Source organism: Bradyrhizobium sp. Ai1a-2 (genome assembly GCF_000426245.1).
Taxonomy (GTDB): Bacteria; Pseudomonadota; Alphaproteobacteria; order Rhizobiales; family Xanthobacteraceae; genus Bradyrhizobium.
The window spans coordinates 72,208-96,387 of record NZ_AUEZ01000023.1 but is presented as its reverse complement, the minus strand read 5'-3'; the positions used below and the strand labels follow the sequence as shown (position 1 = coordinate 96,387).

General features: G+C 63.6%; 28 protein-coding genes. 14 read left to right on the top strand and 14 right to left on the bottom strand.

From position 1 onward, the window contains the following. Positions 1-6: 6 nt before the first annotated feature. Positions 7-216 (top strand): hypothetical protein, encoded by a 210-nt coding sequence (locus K288_RS0117710; protein ID WP_027580758.1) that lies wholly within the window; start codon positions 7-9, stop codon positions 214-216. Between the two features lie 197 nt (positions 217-413). Here K288_RS0117710 and K288_RS0117705 read toward each other — a convergent pair whose 3' ends face one another. The 4 genes from K288_RS0117705 to K288_RS0117690 all read right to left on the bottom strand — a co-directional run bounded on the left by K288_RS0117705 (position 414) and on the right by K288_RS0117690 (position 2,270). Then, entirely contained in the window at positions 414-881 is a 468-nt protein-coding gene (locus K288_RS0117705; protein ID WP_027580757.1) for a hypothetical protein, read from the bottom strand. A 184-nt stretch (positions 882-1,065) separates the two neighbouring features. Continuing rightward, positions 1,066-1,377 (bottom strand): hypothetical protein, encoded by a 312-nt coding sequence (locus K288_RS45810; RefSeq protein WP_051334591.1) that lies wholly within the window; start codon positions 1,375-1,377, stop codon positions 1,066-1,068. 141 nt (positions 1,378-1,518) lie between these two features. Then, positions 1,519-1,737 carry a hypothetical protein gene (locus tag K288_RS0117695; protein WP_027580756.1) on the bottom strand — a complete coding sequence of 73 codons (219 nt, stop codon included), beginning with the start codon at positions 1,735-1,737 and terminating at the stop codon, positions 1,519-1,521. A 206-nt stretch (positions 1,738-1,943) separates the two neighbouring features. After that, positions 1,944-2,270, bottom strand: a complete 327-nt coding sequence (locus K288_RS0117690) for a hypothetical protein (RefSeq protein WP_027580755.1) — start codon at positions 2,268-2,270, stop codon at positions 1,944-1,946. Positions 2,271-2,373: 103 nt separating this feature from the next. On the opposite strand from K288_RS0117690, the gene K288_RS0117685 reads away from it, so the two are divergent. From K288_RS0117685 to K288_RS0117675, 3 genes are all read left to right on the top strand, one after another. Continuing rightward, positions 2,374-2,772, top strand: a complete 399-nt coding sequence (locus K288_RS0117685) for a metallopeptidase family protein (RefSeq protein WP_027580754.1) — start codon at positions 2,374-2,376, stop codon at positions 2,770-2,772. Between the two features lie 138 nt (positions 2,773-2,910). Continuing rightward, a complete protein-coding gene (leuD, locus tag K288_RS0117680) occupies positions 2,911-3,516 on the top strand; it encodes a 3-isopropylmalate dehydratase small subunit (protein WP_027580753.1) in 606 nt (201 codons plus the stop codon). Positions 3,517-3,555: 39 nt separating this feature from the next. Further along, positions 3,556-4,341, top strand: coding sequence for a hypothetical protein (locus K288_RS0117675; RefSeq protein ID WP_027580752.1), 786 nt, complete (start codon positions 3,556-3,558; stop codon positions 4,339-4,341). Between the two features lie 40 nt (positions 4,342-4,381). Here K288_RS0117675 and K288_RS0117670 read toward each other — a convergent pair whose 3' ends face one another. Next, the gene (locus K288_RS0117670) at positions 4,382-5,260 is read right to left on the bottom strand and encodes a CoA ester lyase (RefSeq protein ID WP_027580751.1); all 879 of its coding nucleotides are present in this window, start codon (positions 5,258-5,260) and stop codon (positions 4,382-4,384) included. A 95-nt stretch (positions 5,261-5,355) separates the two neighbouring features. Here K288_RS0117670 and K288_RS0117665 point away from each other — a divergent pair, with 95 nt between their 5' ends. After that, a complete protein-coding gene (locus K288_RS0117665) occupies positions 5,356-6,006 on the top strand; it encodes a carbonic anhydrase (RefSeq protein WP_027580750.1) in 651 nt (216 codons plus the stop codon). A 39-nt stretch (positions 6,007-6,045) separates the two neighbouring features. Here the strand turns inward: K288_RS0117665 and K288_RS0117660 are convergent, their stop codons facing one another. Together K288_RS0117660 and K288_RS0117655 are read right to left on the bottom strand one after the other, a co-directional pair. After that, positions 6,046-6,597: a TIGR00645 family protein gene (locus K288_RS0117660; RefSeq protein WP_027580749.1), complete on the bottom strand. Its 552-nt coding sequence runs from the start codon at positions 6,595-6,597 to the stop codon at positions 6,046-6,048. Between the two features lie 40 nt (positions 6,598-6,637). Continuing rightward, positions 6,638-7,672: an aspartate-semialdehyde dehydrogenase gene (locus tag K288_RS0117655; RefSeq protein WP_027580748.1), complete on the bottom strand. Its 1,035-nt coding sequence runs from the start codon at positions 7,670-7,672 to the stop codon at positions 6,638-6,640. A gap of 364 nt (positions 7,673-8,036) precedes the next feature. Between K288_RS0117655 and K288_RS0117650 the strand changes: the two genes are divergently transcribed. Beyond that, the gene (locus tag K288_RS0117650; protein ID WP_027580747.1) at positions 8,037-8,435 is read left to right on the top strand and encodes a hypothetical protein; all 399 of its coding nucleotides are present in this window, start codon (positions 8,037-8,039) and stop codon (positions 8,433-8,435) included. Positions 8,436-8,592: 157 nt separating this feature from the next. Here K288_RS0117650 and leuB read toward each other — a convergent pair whose 3' ends face one another. Further along, the gene (leuB, locus tag K288_RS0117645) at positions 8,593-9,705 is read right to left on the bottom strand and encodes a 3-isopropylmalate dehydrogenase (RefSeq protein WP_027580746.1); all 1,113 of its coding nucleotides are present in this window, start codon (positions 9,703-9,705) and stop codon (positions 8,593-8,595) included. Between the two features lie 140 nt (positions 9,706-9,845). Here leuB and K288_RS0117640 point away from each other — a divergent pair, with 140 nt between their 5' ends. Continuing rightward, positions 9,846-11,036 carry a YbfB/YjiJ family MFS transporter gene (locus K288_RS0117640; RefSeq protein WP_027580745.1) on the top strand — a complete coding sequence of 397 codons (1,191 nt, stop codon included), beginning with the start codon at positions 9,846-9,848 and terminating at the stop codon, positions 11,034-11,036. A 160-nt stretch (positions 11,037-11,196) separates the two neighbouring features. Here the strand turns inward: K288_RS0117640 and K288_RS0117635 are convergent, their stop codons facing one another. The 4 genes from K288_RS0117635 to K288_RS0117620 form a co-directional block, all read right to left on the bottom strand. Then, positions 11,197-11,982, bottom strand: coding sequence for a molybdopterin-binding protein (locus K288_RS0117635; RefSeq protein WP_027580744.1), 786 nt, complete (start codon positions 11,980-11,982; stop codon positions 11,197-11,199). Positions 11,983-12,055: 73 nt separating this feature from the next. After that, on the bottom strand, positions 12,056-12,691 hold the full coding sequence (locus K288_RS0117630) for a cytochrome b/b6 domain-containing protein (RefSeq protein WP_027580743.1): 636 nt from the start codon (positions 12,689-12,691) through the stop codon (positions 12,056-12,058). Positions 12,692-12,935: 244 nt separating this feature from the next. After that, positions 12,936-13,490 carry a fasciclin domain-containing protein gene (locus K288_RS0117625; RefSeq protein WP_027580742.1) on the bottom strand — a complete coding sequence of 185 codons (555 nt, stop codon included), beginning with the start codon at positions 13,488-13,490 and terminating at the stop codon, positions 12,936-12,938. Positions 13,491-13,881: 391 nt separating this feature from the next. Beyond that, on the bottom strand, positions 13,882-14,643 hold the full coding sequence (locus K288_RS0117620) for an SDR family oxidoreductase (protein WP_027580741.1): 762 nt from the start codon (positions 14,641-14,643) through the stop codon (positions 13,882-13,884). 77 nt (positions 14,644-14,720) lie between these two features. On the opposite strand from K288_RS0117620, the gene K288_RS0117615 reads away from it, so the two are divergent. Beyond that, entirely contained in the window at positions 14,721-16,250 is a 1,530-nt protein-coding gene (locus K288_RS0117615; RefSeq protein ID WP_027580740.1) for a malonyl-CoA synthase, read from the top strand. Between the two features lie 32 nt (positions 16,251-16,282). Beyond that, positions 16,283-16,768, top strand: a complete 486-nt coding sequence (locus K288_RS50685) for a DUF3658 domain-containing protein (protein ID WP_043160106.1) — start codon at positions 16,283-16,285, stop codon at positions 16,766-16,768. Between the two features lie 113 nt (positions 16,769-16,881). Here K288_RS50685 and K288_RS0117605 read toward each other — a convergent pair whose 3' ends face one another. Beyond that, positions 16,882-17,742, bottom strand: coding sequence for a sulfite exporter TauE/SafE family protein (locus K288_RS0117605; RefSeq protein WP_027580739.1), 861 nt, complete (start codon positions 17,740-17,742; stop codon positions 16,882-16,884). A gap of 112 nt (positions 17,743-17,854) precedes the next feature. Here K288_RS0117605 and K288_RS0117600 point away from each other — a divergent pair, with 112 nt between their 5' ends. From K288_RS0117600 to K288_RS0117580, 5 genes are all read left to right on the top strand, one after another. Next, entirely contained in the window at positions 17,855-18,778 is a 924-nt protein-coding gene (locus tag K288_RS0117600; protein WP_027580738.1) for a LysR family transcriptional regulator, read from the top strand. A 210-nt stretch (positions 18,779-18,988) separates the two neighbouring features. Further along, complete coding sequence (gene sdhC / locus K288_RS0117595) at positions 18,989-19,387, top strand: succinate dehydrogenase, cytochrome b556 subunit (RefSeq protein ID WP_027580737.1); 399 nt, start codon at positions 18,989-18,991, stop codon at positions 19,385-19,387. A 17-nt stretch (positions 19,388-19,404) separates the two neighbouring features. Further along, entirely contained in the window at positions 19,405-19,779 is a 375-nt protein-coding gene (gene sdhD / locus K288_RS0117590; protein WP_084799638.1) for a succinate dehydrogenase, hydrophobic membrane anchor protein, read from the top strand. A gap of 2 nt (positions 19,780-19,781) precedes the next feature. Next, complete coding sequence (gene sdhA, locus K288_RS0117585; protein WP_027580735.1) at positions 19,782-21,623, top strand: succinate dehydrogenase flavoprotein subunit; 1,842 nt, start codon at positions 19,782-19,784, stop codon at positions 21,621-21,623. A gap of 39 nt (positions 21,624-21,662) precedes the next feature. Then, positions 21,663-22,445: a succinate dehydrogenase iron-sulfur subunit gene (locus tag K288_RS0117580; RefSeq protein ID WP_027580734.1), complete on the top strand. Its 783-nt coding sequence runs from the start codon at positions 21,663-21,665 to the stop codon at positions 22,443-22,445. 150 nt (positions 22,446-22,595) lie between these two features. On the opposite strand, the gene K288_RS0117575 is transcribed toward K288_RS0117580, so the two are convergent. Further along, positions 22,596-24,149, bottom strand: coding sequence for a Spy/CpxP family protein refolding chaperone (locus tag K288_RS0117575; RefSeq protein ID WP_244443168.1), 1,554 nt, complete (start codon positions 24,147-24,149; stop codon positions 22,596-22,598). Between the last annotated feature and the right edge of the window lie 31 nt (positions 24,150-24,180).

Genomic DNA, 24,180 nt, shown 5'->3' with positions numbered 1-24,180 from the left:
CCAGCCATGGCCGACAAGCGCGAATATATCGATATGATCAGCGAGGCGACGCGCCAGAACCGGCGCCGCACCATGCCGCGCGTGATTGACCCTGCACCCGTCGCCAAGGAGACCTCGCGCCTCAGCCACTGGCCGCCGGACCGCTGGGCTCAATGGCGGGTCGAGAATCTCACGCCCTGGAAGCTGAAATCCTGGAAGTTCAGGGACTGGGACTAGAGCATTTTCGGTTCTGATTGAAGCAGAACCGAAGCTCCAGATTCTTGTTTTGACGCGTGTTCTTCACGCGAACCGGTATCCACTTCGCTCGAAAACGCTCCAGCCCGGGTGGAGCGGACCGCGCAACCCGGGACATATCTGCCCTCTGTTGCGACCGATCCCGGGTTACGCTTGCGCTCTACCCTGGCTGCGAAGCCTCACCAGTACGCACGCCTATGCCACCAGGGGCGGCAGATTCGGCGCGGGCCGTAATGGGTCCAGACGACCCGGCAACGGCGTGGATGGTAGTACGACGACCCGTAGTAGAACCCACGGTGAAAATGACGCCGGTGGAAGCCGTAGTAGCGGTGGAAGCCGCCGTAGCGGTAACCGCGATGAAAGCCAAAACCGCCGCCGCGAAAACCACCGCCACGATGGAATGCGGCGCCACCGCCACGGAAGCCGCCACCACGGAAACCACCACCGCGGAATCCGCCGCCGCCATGGCCGCCAAATCGCACCTCGGTGGCGTGTCCGTCAGTCGCAGCCTTCGTCGCCGGCACGGTGAGCGGGCTTGCCACTGACAGCGCCTCGGCAGGCTGCGTCGCTGTCGCCAGCACGATGACCGCAGCCGCCATAAGACCGAGGCGGCCGATCATGCCGCGAGCGAATTGTCGCCTCCTCATTCCAAAAAACCTCCACGAAGCGCGCAACCGAAATCACGCCGCATCGACGGCGTGGGTCATCGTCGCATGCATGTGCGGTCGCTGCCGTCACGACGCTAGTGACAGCGCACTGAACATGCCGTGAATGCGACGCGCGCGAACGGAGGATCGGCAATCAAGCGTTTGTGTGGAGGCGCTTAGCGCCTCACCACACCAACGGACCGAATCGAAAGCCGTAAGCGTATGGCGCGTAGTATGGATATGGCTCGTAATAGGCAGGCCGCCCGCGGTACCCGTAGTAGGAGGAATAGGGCCGATAGTAGAACCCGGCGTATGACCCGTAACCGTAGTGGCGGTCATAGCGCCGGTGATAGCGGCGCGCACTGAGATCAGTGGCTCCTGCATTAGCCTTTGGCGTGACGATTCGCTGCGGCGCTGCCGCGGCTGACGTCACTGACGCCGGCGCTGCCAATACCATGCCACCTGCGACCAGCGCGGCGCCGATCCAACCCTTCATGAGAAGACTCCTCCAGCAATCGAGCGGGCGATAACGGGAGCGATCATGCCTGTTTCTTGGCTGAAATGGAAACTTTCCCGGCTGAAAATGAAAACAGGCCCGCTATTCACGGGCCTGTGCGCTCAGAATGCAACGCGCCTGTCAGCGGCGCCAGCCCCGGCGATGCCAGCGGTGCCAACGGTGATAGCGGCGGGGGTGCCAGCGCACCTCGGTCGTCCCCGACATCTGCTTCGGAGCATCCTGAACCGCCGCAGCTGCGCCGGGGCTGTTCAGCGAGACCGCATGAGCGCGCTCGCCCGGCACGGCAAGAGCAAGCAGTGAGCCGGCGGCAACCAGCCCCAGAAGTTTTGTCACTTTCATTTTTTTGTTCTCCCGAACGTCCTCGGATGTCACGTCCGCAGCCATCGATTCGAATCGAATCAGGTCAGGCTGCCGCGACGCAGATCGCAGGCAGAAGCGGACGACGTGAATGTGGAGGGAATAAACCTGCGCCGCGAAAGTGAACGCGAAACTGCGCGTTTCAGTTCCTTGCCTGTCTGCAGAGTGGCGATGCTCGTAGCGGGAAGCTAGCCGGGGCGCCAGAAGCAGTGCATGCGCGGCGTGATCACGGTTCCGCTTGGCCGATATTCCTGCACATAGGTGGCGGTGCAATCGCGCACGGCATTGGGGCCCGGGTTGTAGCGCGGGATGACGTCCGGTTCCCAGTGATCTTGGCGGTAGATCGGAATGCGCCGCAGCGGCCGCCGACGTTGCGCGGAGGCCTCGGAGATGGTGGGCGCAGCCGCCTGCACGGCAGCCCCGGTCGATGGCGCCGTTTGCGCCTGCGCGCCAGCAACCGGCAACGAGGCTCCCGCCAAAGCTGCCAGTGACGCTCCCATCACGATCCGTCGCATCACGCCCACCCAAAATCCAGTTCGCGCGGCGTACGGTCTCCGATTGCCGCGACAAGGTCAACAGCGCTGGCGCCCTGTGCGAAACTCGCGCTAAACAGGCGCCATGTGGACCACAGCCAAAGCGCCATCGCTCGCCGAAATGGAGGCCATGGCGCACGACGTTTTCGAGCGCCTGCCCGAACGTTTTCGCAGTCTTTGCGAAGGCGTGATCATCCGCGTCGACGATTTTCCGACCGACGAGGTCATGGACGAGATGGGCTGCGAAAGCGAGTTCGACCTGCTCGGCCTGTTCCAGGGCGTAGGCCTCCCGCACCAGGGCCACAGCGACATCCCGCGCCTGCCCAACATGATCTGGCTCTACCGGCGGCCGATCCTCGATTATTGGGCCGAGCACGAGGAGACGCTCGGCCATATCGTCCGCCACGTCCTGGTCCACGAAATCGGCCACCATTTCGGCCTTTCGGACGCCGATATGGAGGCGATCGAGGCCGCCGCAGGCTAAAGCGTTTTCGCGCGAAGTGGCCCCGGTTCACGTGAAGAAAACGCGTCAGACAAAGGCCCCATGCGCAAATTAACCTTTTTACAGGGGGTTTTTCGGGATAGATAACCTCGTCCCACCTTGAACCGGGAAGTGCGATCGATGGAAAAATTCACGAAGCTGGAGGGCGTCGCGGCGCCGCTGAAGATCATCAATGTCGACACCGACATGATCATCCCCAAGCAGTATCTGAAGACCATCAAGCGCACCGGCCTTGGCAAGGGGCTTTTCTCGGAGCAGCGCTACAAGGACGACGGCAGCGAAAATCCCGATTTCGTGCTCAACAAGCCTGCCTATCGCAACGCCAAGGTCCTGGTCGCCGGCGACAATTTCGGCTGCGGCTCGAGCCGCGAGCACGCGCCCTGGGCGCTGCTCGACTTCGGCATCCGCTGCGTGATCTCGACCTCGTTCGGCGACATCTTCTACAATAACTGCTTCAAGAACGGCATTCTGCCGATCCGCGTTGCCCAGGAAGACCTCGACAAGCTGTTCGACGACGCCGAGCGCGGCGCCAATGCCACGCTGACGATCGATCTGGCGAACCAGGAAATCCGCGGACCCGACGGCGGCGTCGTGAAGTTCGAGATCGACCCGTTCCGCAAGCACTGCCTGATCAACGGCCTCGACGATATCGGGCTGACGATGGAGAAGAAGTCGTCGATCGACGACTACGAGACCAAGGCCAGCCGCGAGCGCGCCTGGGCCTGATCTTCCACTTTTCCGGATCATGCTCTAGAGGGACGACGCATGCGCCCGGACGTCGTCACCTTCTGGCATGGTCCGCTCGACCGGCTGCGGCAGACCTGCCTGCGTTCGCAGGTCGCCGCCGGCCACAAGGTCACTGTCTACAGTTTCGATCCGCTGCCCGGCTTACCCGACGGCGTCGGCAACGCTGAGGCCGAAGCGATGCTGCCGCATGCGTTCTCCGAGAAACTGCGCCCGCCGGAGCCAGACGGGAGCTGGCGCGGCTGGACCATCCTGCAGTTCAGCGATTTTTTCCGCATGCGTCTGATGGCCGAGCGTACCGGCCTTTGGCTCGATGCCGACGTGCTGCTGTTGAAGCCCATCGAGATCGATCCAGATAAGCCTTATTTCGCCTGGGAGCGGCCGCGCCAGCTCGGCAACTCCGTGCTTTATCTGCCGCCGGACGATCCGATCGTGCGCGCCTTCGAAGGGTTGATGAAGCAGGAGGAGCTGACGCCGGAATGGCTCGCGCTTCGCCACCGCATCGTCTTCGCGTTGCGGCGTCTGCGCGGCGTTTCCCAGCGCCTCTCCGACATCCGGATCTCGCTCTATGGCCCGCCGGCACTCACCGCACTCGCCCGCCGCGCGGGGGAGTTGCAATACGCCCTGCCGAAGCAGTCGTTCTATGCCGTGCATGCGGAACCGAAATTGTTCTTCGAGCCGCGCGACGTCTCGAAATTGCTGGGCAACCCCGACGTCATCGGCCTGCACATCTCGCCGAAGGGACGCGGCGGTGAAGCGCCGATCCCCGGCAGTCTCTACGCCTGGGCCGCCGAGAGATTTGGCTGATCTGTCGTCCCGGCGAAAGCCGGGACGACAGCGGATCGTGTCAATGCCTCATCGCTGCGATCGCATCCGCAATCGCGATCGTGCGCCGCGCCATCTCGGCGTGGAGCCGCTCCACCATGCGGCCGTCGATCTGGATCGCGCCGCGCGAGGCATTCTCCGGCTTCTCGAATGCGGCGATGATCTTGCGCGCTTCCGCGACTTCTTCCGCCGGCGGGGTGAAGATCGCGTTGCAGGCTTCGATCTGGCCCGGATGGATCAGTGTCTTGCCGTCGAAGCCGAGATCACGCGCTTGTGCGCATTCGGCGGCAAAGCCATCGACATTGGCGAAGTCACTATAGGGGCCGTCGAGGATCTCCAGGCCGTGCGCACGAGTCGCCAGGATGCAATGGGTGATCATCGGGATCATGGTTGCACGGCCGGGCTGCATCTTGATCCGCGTTTCTCGCGAAATGTCGTTCGGGCCGAACACGAAACCGGCAAGGCGGGTTTCGGAATCCTTCGAGGCCGCAGCGAGTTCCTCTGCATGCAGCACCGCACGCGCGGTCTCGATCATGGCCCAGACCCGGATCGAGGCAGGGGCGTTGATGTCGCTCAGGCGGTCGGCGATCGCGTTGAGGTCGTCAACGGTAGAGACCTTGGGAACCAGGATGCCGTCGGGCTGTGCCTTGCCGGCCATGCCGACGTCGTCGACCCACCATGGCGTATCGAGGCCGTTGATCCGGATCAGCACCTCGCGCTTGCCAAAACCCTTGGCCGCCACGGCAGCCGCGATCTGGTCCCGCGCCAGGCCCTTGGCATCCGGCGCCACCGAATCCTCGAGGTCGAGGATGATGCCGTCGGCCGGCAGGTTGCGCCCTTTCTCCAGCGCCCGCGCGTTGGATCCGGGCATGAACAACAGGCTGCGGCGCGGGCGGGTCATGGTCGTTTCCTTTCGATCGTTTCCATCCCGCCTATCATTTCGGCCCTCGGTCCGAAAGCCTTGTTCCGGTCATCGGCTTGTGGTTAGGCAAGGGCATGGAGCGCTTTCCGAGACATCTGCTCGACGGCTACCGGGCTTTCGCCACGCAACGGCTGCCCACGGAACAATCGCGCTACCGCGATTTGTCCGAGCGCGGCCAGTCGCCGGAGGTGATGGTGATCGGCTGCTGCGATTCCCGCGTCTCGCCGGAAGTGATCTTCGATGCCGGGCCGGGCGAACTGTTCGTGGTGCGCAACGTCGCCAACCTGGTTCCGGTCTACCAGCCCGACAGCGGCGCCCACGGCGTCTCGGCAGCGCTGGAATATGCCGTCAACGTTCTCAAGGTGAAGCACATCGTAGTGCTCGGCCACGCCCAATGCGGCGGCATCCGCGCCTTTATCGATAAAATCCAGCCGCTGTCGCCCGGCGACTTCATCGGCAAATGGATGCAGATGTTCATCAAGCCCGGCGAGGTGGTCGAGCAGCGCGAGCACGAGACGATGCAGGATTTCACCATCCGGATCGAGAAAGCCGCGGTGTTCCGCTCGATCGAGAACCTGATGACATTCCCGTTCGTGCGCGAGCGGGTGCAGAACGGCGAGACGAACCTGCATGGCGCCTATTTCGGCGTCGCCGAAGGCTCGCTATTCGTGCTCGACAGGACGACGAAGGAATTCGTAAGTGCGCGAATGGCGAGTAGCGAATAGGGTAACTCCACTCGCTATTCGCTACTCCGTATTCGCCAATCAATCCGCCCCGTGACCAGCGCCCCAGCGGTCCGACAGGGCCAGGATCAGGGTCGAGATCACGAACACCAGGTGGACGCCGACCAGCCATCCCATCTTCTGCGCGTCGAAGATCACGTCGATATTCATGAAGGCTTTCAGCACCTGGATCGCCGAGATCGCCACGATCGAGGCAAGCAGCTTCTGTTTCAGGCCGCCGAAATCGACCTTGGTCATCCAATCCGGCCAGTCCGGATGGCCGGCGGGATCGATCTTGGAGACGAAGTTCTCATAGCCCGAGAACACCACGATCAGGATCAGATTGCCGGTCAGCGACACATCGATGAGGCTGAGCACGCCGAGGATGATGTCGGATTCCTTGGCATACGGCACGTGCAGGATGAACTCCCACAACAGCGCGACGAACTTGTAGAGCAGCACGGCGAGGCTGACGACGAGGCCGAAGTAGAACGGCGCCATCAGCCAGCGGCTGTTGAAGATCAGGCTTTCGAAGACGGTCTCGATGCGTTTCAGCCTGGGATCAGGCCGATAGGTCGCCGGCTCGTCGGTCATCGATTCCGGCTCCCCAGTCATTCACCAATCGGCGCGTCCCTCAAGCCGCCTTCTTCTTGGCGGTGAGCAGCTTGCGGTTGATCAGGCATTCGGCGATCTGCACCGCATTCAGCGCGGCGCCCTTGCGCAGATTGTCCGACACGCACCACAGCACGAGCCCGTTCTCCACCGTCGCGTCCTCGCGGATGCGGCTGATATAGGTGGCGTCCTCGCCCGCGGCCTCATAGGGCGTGACGTAGCCGCCGGGCTCCTGCTTGTCGATCACGAGACAGCCTGGCGCATTGCGCAGGATGTTGCGCGCCTCGTCCGCCGTGATCGGGTTCTCGAACTCGATATTGACCGCTTCCGAATGGCCGACGAAGACCGGCACGCGCACGCAGGTCGCGGAAAGCTTGATCTTGGGATCAAGAATCTTCTTGGTCTCCGCCATCATCTTCCACTCTTCCTTGGTGTAGCCGTCCTCCATGAAGACGTCGATGTGGGGGATGACGTTGAAGGCGATGCGCTTCGGGAATTTCTTATTGATCAGCTCGTCATTGGTGTAGACGGCCTTGGTCTGCGAGAACAGTTCGTCCATCGCATCCTTGCCGGCGCCTGAGACCGACTGATAGGTCGAGACCACGACGCGCTTGATCGTCGCCTTGTCGTGCAAGGGCTTCAGCGCGACCACGAGCTGCGCGGTCGAGCAGTTCGGGTTGGCGATGATGTTCTTCTTGGTGAAGCCCGCAGCCGCGTCCGCATTCACCTCCGGCACAATCAGCGGCACGTCCGGGTCCATGCGCCAGGCCGACGAATTGTCGATCACGACGGCACCGGCTGCGCCGATCTTCGGCGACCATTCCTTCGACACCGCGCCACCCGCCGACATCAGGCAGATGTCGACGTCGGAGAAGTCGTAATGCTCGAGCGCCTTGACCTTCAAGGTCCGGTCGCCATAGGAGACGTCGATGCCAACGCTGCGGCGCGAGGCCAGCGCCACCACCTCGTCAGCCGGGAATTTGCGCTCGTCCAGAATGCCGAGCATTTCGCGCCCGACATTACCGGTCGCACCCACCACCGCGACTTTGTAACCCATCGTTCACTCTCCGAGGAAAAATGCTCGCCTGCCGCATCCGGCGGATCGGGAAGCGCAGCGCTTCTATGCGAGAAACGCCGTTAAGACAACGTTAGTCGTAGCGCACTGCCGGTCCGGCCGCCTGTTCAGGTGACATGATGTAATCACGCTGGCGCCGCGCGCTACCGGCTGCGGTGCCCCTTCGATGATGGCGACATCGCGGCAAGGCACTGGTTTTCATGAAACTTTTGCGCTTGCCGCGGCATTATTGCACGCGGGTGTGGCGCTTTTGACCTAGTGGCGGCCGTTGCGCCAAGGCTACAATGTGACCAAATCAGAGGGGGCGATCTGCCGGTCCCGCTCGGGGCACAGTGACGAGGATGAAATGACTGCCAAATTCTTTGCTGCGACCAGGCTCGCGGTATTTCTTGCTACCGCCGCGGCGGTGGTCGGTCTCCTCACCAGCCCGGCTGATGCCCAGACCAAGCGCGAGCAGCAGCGGCTGCAGTATGACCGCGACGGCCGGGTCACTTACGGCGCCCAAGGCCCCAACCGTTCCTATCAGCAGGGGCCGCGCACCCGGGTCTTCGTGACCACCCGTTCCTGGCTCGATGCAGGCACCGAGGTGCTGCCGGGCGACCGCAAGTTCCAGGATTACGCGTTTCCGTCGCCGTTCGGCTACCCGGACTTCGCGCGGGAAAACCTCAATCGGCCGATCGACCGCCAGCCACTCAACCCGCCGTCGGATTTGGGCGGCGAGCCGACCCGGTTCCCGCTGTACTGAGCCTGTAGCCCGGATGGAGCGCAGCGCAATCCGGGACAAGTCTCTCCGCGGATAAAGCAGCCCCGGATTGCGCTGCGCTTCATCCGGGCTACGAACTTTTCCACCAACGATTATGCCGGCTCAAGGCCGGGACGACACCGGTGCTGCGGCCGGAGTGTTAGGCGTGCAACTTCTGCAATTCCTTCAGGATTGCTTCGCCCATCTGCGTCGTCGAGGCTGACGTCGTCCCCTCCGACTTGATATCAGCGGTGCGCAGGCCGCTTGCGAGCACGGCAGCGATCGCGGCATCGAGCTTGTCGGCGAGCGCGCCCATGTCGAAGGAATAGCGCAGCGCCATCCCGAACGAGGCGATCATCGCGATCGGGTTGGCAAGGCCTTTCCCGGCAATATCCGGCGCCGAGCCGTGCACCGGCTCGTACAGCGCCTTGCGCTTGCCGCTCTTGGCATCGGTCTCGCCGAGCGACGCCGACGGCAGCATGCCGAGCGAGCCGGTGAGCATCGCTGCGATATCGGACAGCATGTCGCCGAACAGATTGTCGGTGACGATGACGTCGAACTGCTTCGGCCATTTCACCAGCATCATGCCGCCGGAATCGGCGAGCTGATGCTCCAGCGTCACGTCAGGATATTCGCGCTTGTGCACCTGGGTGACGACCTCGTTCCAGAGCACGCCCGACTTCATGACGTTGCGCTTTTCCATCGAGGTCACCTTGTTGCGGCGCTTCTTCGCAAGGTCGAAGGCGACGCGGGCGATGCGCTCGATCTCGTAGGTGTCGTAGACCTGGGTATCGATGGCGCGCTTCTGGCCGTTGCCGAGATCGGTGATGGTCTTCGGCTCGCCGAAATAGACGCCACCGGTGAGCTCGCGCACGATCATGATGTCCAGCCCTTCGACCGCCTCGCGCTTCAGGCTGGAGGCATCGGCGAGCGCTGGATAGCACACCGCTGGCCGCAGATTGGCGAACAGGGCGAGATCCTTGCGCAGCCGCAACAGGCCGGCTTCGGGCCGCGCCTCATAGGGAACGCTGTCCCATTTCGGCCCGCCGACCGCGCCGAAGATCACGGCATCGGCGGCTTTCGCCTTGGCCATGTCCGCTTCCGAGATCGAGACCTTGTGCGCGTCATAGGCGGCGCCACCGACCAGCCCTTCTTCAGTCTCGAAAACAGCGATTCCTTCCGCCTTGAGCCAACCGATCAGGCGCTTCACCTCCGCCATCACTTCGGGGCCGATCCCGTCGCCGGGCAGGAGCAGGAGCTTGTGGGTCGCCATGGGTGTTTTGCCTTGAGATCTAAGGAAATCCGCGCGGAGTGCTAAAGCGCTGTTGCGCGGTTGGCAAGACACCATTCCCGGCGCGCGGCCTGTGCAAGCACGGCCAGGCCTGCCAAAATGTGGCACTGCCGGAGTTCTCAGTGAAAGCCCCCAACCTTCCCTCGTCTTCCGCGCACCCCGCGCGGCTGATTCTGATCCTGTCGCTGGCGCCGACGGCCGGGCTCGGCATCGGCCGCTTCGCCTATTCGCTGGTGCTGCCTGATATGCGCGAGCAGCTTGTGTGGTCCTATTCGGCGGCGGGCTTCATGAACACCATCAACGCTGCCGGATACCTGATCGGCGCGTTGCTCGCCGCGCGGCTGATCCGGCGCTTAGGGCTGGTGGCGTCGGTGCGCTGGGGAACGCTGGCTTGCGTGGTCTCGCTCGCGCTTTGCGCCGTCACCGGGAACTTCGTGGTGCTGAGCTTTGCGCGGCTGCTCGCCGGCCTCGGCGCCGCGGCCGGCTTCGTCGGCGGCGGCGCGCTCGCGGCGATGATCGCGCAGACGCGGCCCGAACGTGCCAATTTCCTGCTCAGCCTGTTCTACGCCGGACCCGGCAGCGGCATCCTGTTGTCGGGGCTGGTGGCGCCGTTCGTGCTGCAATGGTTCGGCCCGGGCTCGTGGTGGATCGTATGGTGGGCGATGACGCTGCTTGCGGCCATCATGACCATTCCGCTGTGGCTCGCATCCTTCCCTGCCGACGCCATGACCAAGCAGGAAGCCTCGGCGAAGTTCGCGATTGCGCCGGTTGTGATCTATCTCGGCGGCTATTTCCTGTTCGGCGCCGGCTATATCGCCTACATGACCTTCATGATCGCCTATGTGCGCGACGCCGGCGGCGGTGCGCTGGCGCAAAGCGCATTCTGGAGCCTGATCGGGCTGAGCGCTTTCGTGACGCCGTGGGTGTGGCGAGGCGTGCTTGGGCTCAACCGCGGCGGGCTCGCCACGACGATCATCCTCGGCGTCAACGCGATCGGTGCCGGACTGCCGATCTTCGGACACTCGCCGCTGTTGCTTGCGGTCTCAGCCCTGGTGTTCGGCGTGGCCTTCTTCGCGGTGGTGGGATCGACCACCGCCTTCGTGCGCTTCAACTATCCGCCATCGTGCTGGCCGACCGCAATCGCCGCGCTCACGATCTCGTTCGGGATCGGCCAGACCATCGGACCGATTGTCGTCGGCGCGATCACCGATGCGGTCGGCAGCCTGTCGTTCGCGCTGAACATATCGGCCGCGATGCTGGCGGTCGGCGCAATCCTCTCGGCGTTCCAGCGGAGGCTCCCGGTGAAAGCGTAGGAGCCGCAAGCCCGTAGGATGGGTAGAGCGCAGCGAAACCCATCAGCCTCAGAGCAAGCCGCGCGAATGATGGGTTTCGCTGCGCTCCACCCATCCTACGATTCTGATTTGCCCGTGGGTGGAGTGCTTCGCTCCGCTCGCAATGACGGAGGGAGAGAGTTCAGCTCCCACTGAACGAATTGTAGCCCTGGTCTTCCCAGTAGCCGCCTTTGTACTCGTTGGTGACTTCCATCGAGATCACGTATTTCGGGTTCTTGAAGCCGAGCTTAGTCGGCACCCGGATCTTCATCGGATAGCCGTAGGCGCGCGGCAGGATCTCGTCGGCGAATTTGAAGGTCATCTGGGTCTGCGGATGCAGCGCGGTCGGCATGTCCAGCGGCGAGTTGTAGCCGTCCTTGTCGGCACACTGAAACCAGACATACTTCGCGCGCGTGTCGGCGCCGACGAGCTTCAGGAAATCGCGTAAGGGCGTGCCGGTCCAGCTGCCGATCGCGCTCCAACCCTCGACGCAGATGTGGCGCGTGACCTGCTTGACCTGCGGCAGCTTGTAGAGCTCCTCAAGCGTCCATGGCTTCTTGTTCTCGACCAGGCCGCGCACCTCCAGCTTCCAGTCGTTGCCGTTGATCTCGGGCGCGTCGTCAAAATCGTAATAGGCGTTGAACGGAAACGGCTTTGTAACGGCGCTTTCCGGAAAGGTCGGCGCCAGCGCGTTCGGATTGAACATCCAGGCCTGCACCGCATCGTTGAACTTCGAGACCTCCGCCAGCATCGTTTCCGCCGAGGAGCTGTCGACAACATCGCAGCCGGTGAGCAGCGCCAGCGCCCCCAGGCTGGCGCCGCCGGTGATGAAACGCCGGCGTGTCAGGTCGGGCATCAGCTTCACAGCGTCCTTGACCAGGAGCTTCTTGTCGACACCGGGGATCAGGAGCTTGCGCATACGGCCCATGTCTCTCTCCCTGAACTACTCTTTTTCGGCATGATCTTTTCCGAAAACCGGTTTCCACTTTTCGGGATCATGCCTAGCGGCCGATGATCATGGCGCGCAGGCTTCTCGGCACCAGGATCGCGAGCGCGACGTGAACGACGAGGAAGGCGACGATCAGCGCCATGCAGATGAAGTGGACGTAGCGTGCGACGTCATAGCCGCCGAACAGCGCGGTCAGCCACTGCAACTGCACCGGCTTCCAGATCGACAGGCCCGACAGCACGATGAGCACACCGACGACGATGATGCCGGCATACAGCAGCTTCTGCACGTAATTGTACTTGGCGAGATCCTTGTGCGAGAGCTTGAAGGTGAGCGCCGCCTTGGTGTCCGAGATCACGCCCGCCGGCGTGATCGGCAGCAGCTTCCTGCGGAAGCGGCCGGTGACGAAGCCAAGCACGAGATAGACCAGGCCATTGACCATCAACAGCCACATCGCGGCAAAGTGCCAGAGCAGCGCGCCGCCGAGCCAGCCGCCAAGTGTGATGCTGCGGGAGAACGTGAAGTTGAACAGCGGCGAGGCGTTGTAGATCTGCCAGCCCGACATGATCATCAGGATCATCGCCACCGCGTTGACCCAGTGCACGATCCGCACCCAGGCCGGCTGGATCACCCTGGTCGTGCTGCTGGCCGGGGCTGCGTGCTCGTCGCTGACTGCAAGGCTCGACATGGCTGTTCCTGCTCGGAATTCGTTACGTATTTATACGCCCGGATCGGGGCCTTGTTACCGCGACACCTGGTACCAATGCGAGACGAACGGCGCCTCGCGGTCACAAAAAAGCGAGCCGGATTTCCCCGGCTCGCTGGTCTTTACGCTTCCTGTCTGGGGATGAAACAGGCGCGTGTGGTGTAAAGCGCGTTTTCGAGCGAAGTGGACACCGGTTCGCGTGAAGAAAACGCGTCAAAACAAGAGTCTACGAGGCGGGCATCAACACGGTGTCGATCACATGGATCACGCCGTTCGACTGGTTGACGTTGGAGATCGTCACCGTCGACCAATTGCCCTTGGCGTCGCCGATCCAGACCTTCCCATCCTGCTTCTTCACGGTCAGTTCCTCGCCTTCGACGGTCCTGAGCTTCTTGCCGTCGGCAAGGCTGGACGCCTCATACTTCCCGGGCACGACGTGATAGGTCAGGATCTTGGTCAGAGTCGCCTTGTTCTCCGGCTTGACCAGGGTTTCGACGGTGCCGGCCGGCAATTTGCCGAAGGCCACGTTGGTCGGCGCGAACACCGTGAACGGGCCCTTGCCTTCCAGAGTGCCTACGAGGCCGGCGGCCTTCACCGCGGCGACGAGTGTGGTGTGGTCCTTGGAATTGACCGCGTTCTGGATGATGTTCCTGGATGGGAACATCGCGGCGCCGCCGACCATCACGGTCTTTTCCTCGGCGCGGACGGGCGCCATCACGGTCGCAGTGAGCGCCAGCGCGCTGAATGCTGCGGCGGCGAGAAGTGCTGTACGTTTCAACATGGACAATCTCCCGTTTGGCTAACAATGACCGGCGGAGCTGCCGCCGGGGATGAAAGGCAACGACGGTGCGGCTATGCGATTGCGCCGTCGTTGGCCGCAGCTACGGGAGGGTTTGGGACGCGGTTTCGCGGGATAATTTATCGTGATGGCTGAAACTATCTGCGGGCGTGGCCGTGGGGTGCGCGGCCATAGGGGCCGTAGGGTGTGCAAAGCGCAGCGTGCCCGCCATCAACTACTCCGCTCGTGGTGGTGGGCACGCTGCGCTTTGCCCACCCTACGAAACTGGCGCCCGTAGCCCGGATGGAGCGCAGCGCAATCCGGGGCGACTGGATCGGCGGATGCACCTATCCCGGATTACGCTTCGCTCCATCCGGGCTACACGGACCGAAGATTAATCCCGGCTTGCCGGCGTCTGGATGAAGCCGCGGTTGTGGGTCGGGCTGATCAGGATCTCGTTCATGCAGACCCGCGGCGGCATGCTGGCGACGAAGGCGATGGTGCGGCCGACGTCCTCGGGCTGCAGCATCCTGGCCTGCTCGGCTTCGCTTGGCACCACCGGTCGCAGTTTCAGGATCGGCGTCGCGACCTCGCCGGGCGACAGGCAGCAGGCGCGCAGGCCGTTGACGCATTCGTCCATGTTGAAGGAATGGGTCAGCGCGAGCACCGCGTGCTTGGTCGTGGTGTAGGCCGGCCCCGGCATCTTCGAGACATGGCGTCCCGCCCACGAGGCGACATTGATGATGCAGCCGTCCTGCTGCTTGCGCATCGCCGGCAGCACCGCATGCATGCAATAGAGCACACCGTTGAGGTTGATCTCGACCAGCCTGTCCCAGCCCTCGAGCTCCATCTGGGCCCAGCTCCGCTTCGGCACGTTGATGCCGGCGCTGTTGACCAGCAGATCGATGCGGCCGTGCTTCGCCAATATCTGCTCGGCGGCCTTGTTGACGCTCTCCTTGTTGCTGACGTCGAGCGGGATGGCCTCGGGCTTGCCGCCCTTCTTGGCGATGTTGGCGACCACCCGGTCCAGCTCCTCCTTGCGGCGGCCCGAGACCACCACCGTCCAGCCGTCTGCCGCCAGGAATTCCGCCCCGGACTCGCCGATGCCGGTGCCGCCGCCCGTCACCCAGGCCACGCGTTTCCCATTATTTGTCATGCAAACTGTCTCCGTTGCTTTCCAAAGGGCGTTTTTGCTAAGCCACCCGGGCCTTCTTGCCCTTCAGGGGATGTTGCATGAACACCGCCGCCAACGCCAACCTGTTTTCCCGCCTGTTCGATGGTCTCGACGATCCGGGCAGGATTGCGATCGAGCAGCTTGACGGCACCAAGATCAGCTATGCAGACCTGATCGCGCGCACCGGGCAGATGGCGAACGTGCTGGTTTCGCGCGGCGTCAAGGTCGGCGATCGCGTTGCAGCACAGACCGAAAAATCGGTGCAGGGCCTCGTGCTTTATCTTGCGACCGTGCGCGCCGGCGCGATCTATTTGCCGCTCAACACCGCCTATACGCTGAACGAGCTCGACTACTTCATCACCGACGCCGAGCCGTCGCTGGTGGTGTGCGATCCCTCCAAGGCTGAAGGCGTCGGCGCGATCGCCGCGAAAGTCGGCGCCAGGGTCGAGACGCTCGGCCCCGACGGCAAGGGTTCGCTGACGGACGCGGCCGACAAGGCAAGCCCGGAGTTCAAGACGGTGGCCCGCGGCAATGATGATCTCGCCGCTATCCTCTACACGTCAGGCACCACCGGCCGCTCCAAGGGAGCGATGCTGAGCCACGACAATCTCGCCTCGAACTCGCTGTCGCTGGTCGACTACTGGCGCTTCACCAAGGACGACGTGCTGATCCACGCGCTGCCGATCTATCACACCCACGGCCTGTTCGTGGCCAGCAACGTCACGCTGTTCGCGCGTGCCTCGATGATCTTCCTGCCGAAGTTCGATCCGGATCTCATCATCAAGCTGATGGCGCGCGCCACCGTGCTGATGGGCGTGCCGACCTTCTATACGCGTCTCCTGCAGAACCGCGCGCTGAACAGAGAGACGACCAGGCACATGCGGCTGTTCGTTTCGGGCTCGGCGCCGCTGCTCGCCGACACCCATCGCGAATGGTCCGCCCGCACCGGCCACGCCGTGCTCGAGCGCTACGGCATGACCGAGACCAACATGAACACGTCCAACCCCTATGAAGGCGAACGGGTGCCCGGAGCGGTCGGCTTTCCCTTGCCCGGCGTCTCCGCACGCGTCACCGACCCTGAAACGGGCAAGGTGCTGCCGCCAGAGACCATCGGCGTGATCGAGGTCAAGGGGCCGAACGTGTTCAAGGGCTATTGGCGGATGCCGGAAAAGACCAAGACCGAATTCCGCGACGACGGCTTCTTCATCACCGGCGATCTCGGCAAGATCGACGCCAAGGGCTATGTGCACATCCTCGGTCGCGGCAAGGATCTGGTGATCTCGGGCGGCTTCAACGTCTATCCGAAGGAAATCGAGAGCGAGATCGACGCCATGCCGGGCGTGGTCGAATCCGCCGTGATCGGCGTAGCTCATGCCGACTTCGGCGAAGGCGTCACCGCCGTCGTGGTGCGCCAGCCCGGCGGCGCGATCGATGAAGCCGCGGTGCTGAACGGCCTCGAGGGACGATTGGCAAAGTTCAAGATGCCGAAGCGGGTGTTTATCGTCGACGAATTGCCGCGCAACACCATGGGCAAGGTGCAGAAGAACATTTTGCGGGATACGTATAAGGATATCTATACCAAGAAGTAGGAGTCTGCAGTCCCCTCCGGAGGACAGAGGTCATGGACCGAGAGCAGGCGGAAGACATTCTTGATTACTTACTTGCGGCCGCGTACGAGCTCGACGAGGCGAAAGCCGCCGCTGCTGTTTTCGAAGATCAAAGTGAGGATGCCGCCTTTATCAGGGCGCTCGCCATAAAGCTCAACTCCGAGCTGCTGCAGGCGATTTTCGATCGATTTCCTGACTTGCTCACGTTTAACGAGTTTCCCGAGATCAACAGCTCGCTCCGGTGGGACCAGGTCAGACTTCCGCCGTCTGCATCCGAATCCCAAGTCGACGACGTCATTCTCTCCGTCATAACCCCGCAATGGCAGAAAATGGCCGCCGTCATCTGGGTCGCCGTGAAGCGAAGCGAAGAGCTCGCTCTCGGGGTTACCGACGAAATGTTTGCGGCCCGTATTCAAGCCCTGGTCGACGCCGGGCACCTCGAGAGCCAAGGCGATCTGCGCAGATGGCGTCATAGCGAGGTCAGGAAGAAGTCGAGTTGAAGGTGGGCCGTAGCCCGGGTGGAGCGCCAGCGTAACCCGGGACCGTTCGGCGGGATGGATACAGCCGTCCCGGGTTGCGCTGCGCTCCACCCGGGCTACGAGGCTGGGTGCAGCTACTTCCCGCTCAGCAGGCTGATCACAAACCGGCCACCGACGATGAAGAGATACGCGCCGAACGCCATCTCCAGCGCGCGCTTCGACAGCGCATGCGCGACCTTCACGCCGAGCGGGGCCGTGACCAGCGTCGTCGGCATCACCAGGACGGCGCCGATCAGGGAGACATAGCCGAGCGCGAACGGTATCTGCAGCGCGAGAATGTCGGGAAAGCGCGCCGCGGCCGGCCAGCCGGCATAGACATAGCCGAGCGCGCCGGGGATCGAGATCAGCACCGCCAGCGCCGACGAGGTCGCAACCGCCTGGTGGATCGGCCGGCCGTAGAAGGTCATCAGCAGATTGGCGAACAGGCCCCCGCCGATGCCCATCAAGGTCGAGAGCAGGCCGACAAAGAAGCCGTAGACGCGCATCAGGAAGCCCTTGGGCAATTCGTCGCCGAACTTCCAGCCCTCGCGCGCCAATAGCAGCCGCGCCGCCGCTGACCAGGCCACCATCACGAACACGATCTTGAACAGCCGCTCCGGCGCAAAGCGCGCGATGACGCTGCCGGCGAGGACACCGAGCACGATCGGAATCCACCAGCGCCTCAACACCTCCATGTCGACAGCGCCGCGCCGGTAATGGGCGCGAAACGAGCTGATCGAGGTCGGGATGATGACGGCGAGCGAGGTGCCGATGCAGAGCGGCATCCGTACCTCCACCGGCACGCCGGCCAGGCGGAAGCATTCGTAGAACACCGGCACCAGGATCGCGCCACCGCCGATGCCAAACAGGCCGGCGAGAAAGCCGGACAAGGCGCCAACCGCGATCAGCAGCAATGCGAGTTCAACGAGTTCGGTGAGATCGAGGCCAGCCATGATGTCTCTGCAGAGCGGCGTTTAATGCCTGCCGCCTCGGAAGGCTAGACCCTTGTCGAACGCGGGAGTATCTAGCCTGCTCGGTGGGTACCTTTCCGAATTTCGGAAGGATCGGATGGACCAGCTTTCGGCTATGGCGACCTTTGTCCGCGCGGTCGAGACGGGCAGCCTCTCGGCGGCGGCGCGCTCGCTCCCGAGCTCGCTGACCTCGGTCAGCCGCCAGATCTCCGCGCTGGAGAAGCATTTCGGTACCCGGCTGCTGCTCCGCACCACGCGGCAGCTCGCGCTGACCGATGATGGCCGGATTTTCTATGAGCGCGCGAAATCGATCCTCGGCGAGGTCAGGGAAATCGAAGCCGCATTGTCGCGTGACCGTCACCAGCCCTCGGGCCGGATTCGCGTCAGTTGTCCCAGCCTGATGGGGCGGCTCGTGATCGCGCCGCTGCTCGGCGAATTCCTGCGCCGCTATCCGTTGCTGTCAGTGGATCTGCTGCTCGTCGACCGCGCCGTCGACATGGTCGAGGAGGACATCCATCTGGCGATCCGCGTCGGCCGCTTGCGGGACTCGCAGCTGGTCGCACGCAAGCTCGCCGACCTCAGGATGATCGTATGCGCCTCACCTGCGTATCTCGCGCGCCGCGGCGTACCGCAGACGCCGCGCGATCTCGCCGGTCACGACTGTCTGGTATTTTCCGATGCGCCCGGCAGCGCCGAATGGCGCTTCGCGGAGAGCGCGAAGGCGGACCGCAAAATCCGCATATCCGGTCGGCTCTGGATGAATAGCCTCGACGCGCTAGCCACTGCAGCGAAGGGCGGCGCAGGCACTGTGCGCGTGCCGTCATGGCAGATCGACGCCGATATCAGGGCCGGCAACTTGCAGCGCATCCTCGTCGCCTATGAGCCAGCGCCAACGCCACTGCACCTGGTGTTTCAGCCATCGCGGCTTGCGTCGCCAAAGACGCGGGCATTTGTCGATTATCTGGTTGAACGATGGCGAGCCACCGATCCGTTCCGCGCGGATCCCGCCGTAGCATCGTAGTGGAATCTTAATTCGCTTCTTGGGCTCGATTGGCCGCTCTGGTATACCAAGCCTCTGATCGGCTTGCTTCATCAATGATGTAGCAATGAATACCCGTTCGTTTTGCAGGCAATTGGCCGTTGCGCTGTTAGGTTCGACTCCGTAAATAGAATTCATCTACCGCGTTCCCCCGATGGACCGGCCGCGGTCCCACCAACTTCAAAGCCGCTGATGACCGCCAGGATCGAACGACCGCTCTCGCCCCATATACAAACCTATCGCTGGACCCTGACGATGGCGCTTTCCATCGTCCATCGCGCCACGGGAATAGCGCTTTATCTCGGCACGCTGCTGCTCGCCTGGTGGCTGATCGCGGCGGCCTCCGGCCCCAGCGCCTACGCCAGTCTGCAGGCTTTCACCGGCAGCTTCATCGGTAAGCTGATCGTGTTCGGCTACACGTGGGCGCTGATGCACCATCTGCTCAGCGGCATCCGGCACTTCGTCTGGGACCTCGGCTATGGCTTCAAGGCCAATGAACGGGAAGCCCTGACCTGGGCCGCGCTGATCGGCGGCATCGTGCTCACCGTGCTGATCTGGATCATCGCTTACGCGATCGGAGGCGGACGATGAGCGGCTTTCGTTCCTCGATGCGCACGCCGCTCGGCCGCGTCCGCAATCTCGGCGCCTCGCATTCCGGCACCACCGATTTCTGGCGCCAGCGCCTCACCGCAATGGCGATGACGCTGCTGATCGTCCCGGTGCTGTTCGTGATCCTGACTCTGGTGGGCCGCAACCACGCTGGCGCCGCACAGATCCTCGGCTCGCTGCCGATCGCGATCATTCTTCTGCTCTTCATCGTCGCCAGCGCCTGGCACATGAAGATCGGCATGCAGGTCGTGATCGAGGACTATGTGCATAACGAGAAGCTGAAGCTCGCCAGCATCATGGCCAACAATTTCTTCTGTTTCGTGGTGGCGCTGGCCTCGATCTACGCGCTGCTCAAATTGTCTTCTGGAGTATGACCATGGCCGCTGAAGGTAACGGCAAGGCCACCAATGGCAGTGGCCCGGCGACGAACGGCAAGGCCTATCCGATCGAAGACCACACCTACGACGTCGTCGTGGTCGGCGCCGGCGGCGCTGGCCTGCGCGCCGTGGTCGGCTGCTCGGAAGCGGGCCTGCGCACCGCCTGCATCACCAAGGTGTTTCCGACCCGCTCGCACACGGTCGCAGCACAGGGCGGCATCTCGGCTTCGCTCGGCAACATGCATCCGGACGACTGGCGATGGCACATGTACGACACCGTCAAGGGGTCGGACTGGCTCGGCGACCAGGACGCGATCGAATACATGGTGCGCAATGCGCCGGAGGCAGTCTACGAGCTCGAGCATTGGGGCGTGCCGTTCTCGCGCACCGAGGACGGCAAGATCTACCAGCGCCCGTTCGGCGGCATGACGATCGACTACGGCAAGGGTCAGGCGCAACGCACCTGCGCCGCCGCCGACCGCACCGGCCACGCGATGCTGCACACGATGTACGGCCAGTCGCTGCGGCACGCCGCCGAGTTCTTCATCGAGTTCTTCGCCATCGACCTGATCATGGACGACCAGGGCGTCTGCCGCGGCGTGATCGCGATCAAGCTCGACGACGGCACGCTGCACCGCTTCCGCGCCCAGACCACCATCCTGGCGACCGGCGGCTATGGCCGCGCCTACGCCTCCTGCACCTCGGCGCACACCTGCACCGGCGACGGCGGCGGCATGGTGCTGCGCGCCGGCCTGCCGCTGCAGGACATGGAATTCGTGCAATTCCACCCGACCGGCATCTACGGCGCCGGCTGCCTCGTCACCGAGGGCGCGCGCGGCGAAGGCGGTTATCTCGTCAATTCCGAAGGCGAGCGCTTCATGGAGCGCTATGCGCCCTCCGCCAAGGACCTCGCCTCGCGCGACGTGGTCTCGCGCGCGATGACCATCGAGATCCGCGAGGGCCGCGGCGTCGGCAAGAAGAAGGACCACATCTACCTGCACCTCGATCATCTCGATCCGAAGGTGCTGCAGGAGCGGCTGCCTGGCATTTCCGAGTCGGCGCGCATCTTCGCCAATGTCGACGTCACCCGCGAGCCGATCCCGATCGTGCCGACGGTGCACTACAACATGGGCGGCATCCCCACCAACTTCCACGCCGAAGTCCTGACGAAGCGGGACGGCGACGACAATTCGGTGGTCCCCGGCCTGATGGCGATCGGGGAAGCGGCCTGCGTCTCCGTGCACGGCGCCAACCGTCTCGGCTCCAACTCGCTGATCGACCTCGTGGTGTTCGGCCGTGCCGCTGCGCTGCGCCTGGCCGAGAAACTGACCGCGAACGGCAAGCAGCCGGAACTGCCGAAGGATTCCGCCGACAAGGCGCTCGGCCGGCTCGACCATTTCCGCAATGCCTCCGGCGGCACGCCGACCGCCAAGCTGCGCGACAGCATGCAGCATGTGATGCAGAACAATTGCGCGGTGTTCCGCACCGGCGAAGTGCTGCAGGAAGGCAAGAACCTGATCCACAAGGTGCACGGCGGCATCGGCGACATCTCTGTCTCCGACCGTTCGCTGGTGTGGAATTCCGACCTGATCGAGACGCTGGAATTCGACAATCTGATCGTGCAGGCCGTCGTCACCATGGATTCGGCGGCCAACCGCACCGAGAGCCGCGGCGCGCATGCGCGCGAGGATTTCCCTGACCGCGACGACAAGAACTGGATGAAGCACACGCTGGCCTGGCTCGATCAGAAGGGCGACACCACGATCGAGTTCCGCCCGGTGCACAATTACACGATGACCAACGACGTGCAGTACATCCCGCCCAAGGCGCGGGTGTATTGATCGCGCGGGTATTGATGACGACAGCGAAGGCTTGCAAGCATGGTTGAATTCGCGCTTCCGAAGAACTCCAAGATCTCAGGCGGCAAGACCTGGCCGAAGCCGGCCGGCGCGACCGAGACGCGCGAGTTCAAGATCTATCGCTGGAATCCGGACGACGGCAAGAATCCGAGCGTCGACACCTATTATGTCGACGTCCACGATTGCGGGCCGATGGTACTGGACGGCCTGATCTGGATCAAGAACCACATCGACCCGACGCTGACCTTCCGCCGCTCCTGCCGCGAAGGCGTGTGCGGCTCCTGCGCGATGAACATCGACGGCCAGAACACGCTGGCCTGCACCAAGTCGATGCATGACGTGAAGGACGGCGCGGTGAAGGTCAACCCGCTGCCGCACCAGCCTGTGGTGAAAGATCTCGTCCCCGACCTCACCAATTTCTATGCACAGTACGCTTCCATCGAGCCGTGGCTGAAGACCACGACGCCGACGCCGCAGAAGGAATGGAAGCAGAGCCACGAGGACCGCGAGAAGCTCGACGGCCTCTATGAATGCATCCTCTGCGCCTGCTGCTCGACCTCATGCCCGAGCTACTGGTGGAACAGCGACCGCTTCCTCGGCCCCGCCGCGCTGCTGCAGGCTACGCGCTGGGTCAGCGACAGCCGCGATGAAGCCACCGGCGAACGGCTCGACAATCTCGAGGACCCGTTCCGTCTCTATCGCTGCCACACCATCATGAACTGCGCCAAGGCCTGCCCCAAGGGCCTCAACCCGTCGGAAGCAATCGCCGAGCTCAAGCTGAAGCTGGTCGAGCGGCAGATGTAAGCCGCTGGCGCGCTCGAAAACGCGCTCCCAGCGGCCTCAGCCACGAGATCTTAGCTCCCGCCTGCGTGAAGGCGCCGGAAGCTTTCGGCGTGATGAACCGCATTTTTTACCCACTCTGCGTTCACTACGCGGACAACATTATCCGCCAGATCACGCGCGCCCGCGGGTGTATCGACGGCCGCCAGCCTGCTGCGGACCGATCGCGTCGAAGGCCGCTTTCTGCTCGTCGGTCAGCGATCCATAGAAGTCATCCATGGCCCTGCGCACGGTCTTCACCGCCTGCAGCATCGTGTCGAGCCGCTGGCCGACGGCTGCAAGGCGGGCTGGCGGCGTCAGCGCGTCCTCCGGCCGGGTCTGACATGATGCCTTCAGCGTGTCCGCGGCCTGGGCAGCGGCGCCCTGAAGCGCGTCAAGATATCGGCGCTGCTGGTCGGTCGGCCTGACCGATTGCTCGATTGTGGCGGTCGGCCACTCGCTCAGCGCCGGTTGCGTCACATCGCAGGCTGGGCCGGCCGGGCCGGCTCTCGCCGCGGTCCGGCCCGGACGCCGGCGCGTGGTGGAAAGTGCATTGATCTGCGCCTTCTGCTCATCGCTCAGGAGGCCGTAGAATTTCTCGAGCGGCGCTTGCACCGTCTGCACCGCGACGATCATCGCTTCGATGCGCTGCTGCATCGCTGCAAGCCGGCCCGGCGCCGTGAGCGCAACGTCGGTGGGGCAGGAGGCCTTGAGGGCTGCAGCTGCCTTTTCCGAAGCGTTGGCGAGTTCTTCGAGCGCTGCGCGCTGTGTCTCGTTCGGCTGGATAGCATTCTGGAATGCCTCGATCGGCAGCCCAGCGATCGCGCGGCTATCGTCACCACACATTTGTGCGAGATTGGTCCGGCCGTTCGACGGCGCATAGGCATAGGAGTCGCGGTTGCCTCCGCCCCTACCGGCATAGCCCGGCAGGTAGCCCGCATAGCCCATCAGGTCGTCATAGCCATAAAGGCCGAAGATGCCGGCGTAGAGGTCCGGGTAGCCGTAACCCCAGAACGCGTCATCATAGGGATAGCCCCAGAAGGTGTAGTCATAAATGTCATAGGAAGCGAACGGCCAGAACAGGGGGCCGACCCACCCAAAGCCGCCATTGCTATGGCGCCACCACGACCAGTTGCCACCATGCCACGCCGCCGTGGCCACGCTCGCGGCGATGAACGCGCGGGTGCGCGGATCGCGCAGCGCTCCGGTGTTGTTCAGCGCCCGGCTGATCGGGCGTGCGTTCAGTGAGCGCCGCACGGCGTTGGCGTTCCGCGCCACGTTGACGTGCCTCGCCGCAAGCGCGGAGGCGCCGACCGCCGCGGCTCTGTTGTGTGGCGCGAACGATCGCTGGCTGAACGAACGGCCGCCATGGAAGCTCGGCCGCGCAAACGAACGGCCCATCCGCGGGCCAAAATGAGGTCTCGCGGCGATTGCACGGCCGCCACCGAAGTGTCTTCCGCCGAAGTGGGGGCCGCCACCACGAAAGCCTCCCCCATGGAAGCCGCCGCCGTGAAAGCCACCGCCGCCGTGAAAGCCGCCGCCACCATGGCCACCACCTCCACCATGGCCGCCGCCCCCACCATGGCCACCGCCGCCTCGGGCATATGCCGCGACCGACAGAACCATCGCGCAAGCCAGCACGACAGCGCATGCGGTGAACTTCGAGCTGAGCTTCAACATGAAAGCCATTTGGACAAGCATCCTCCGAATGATCGCTTCG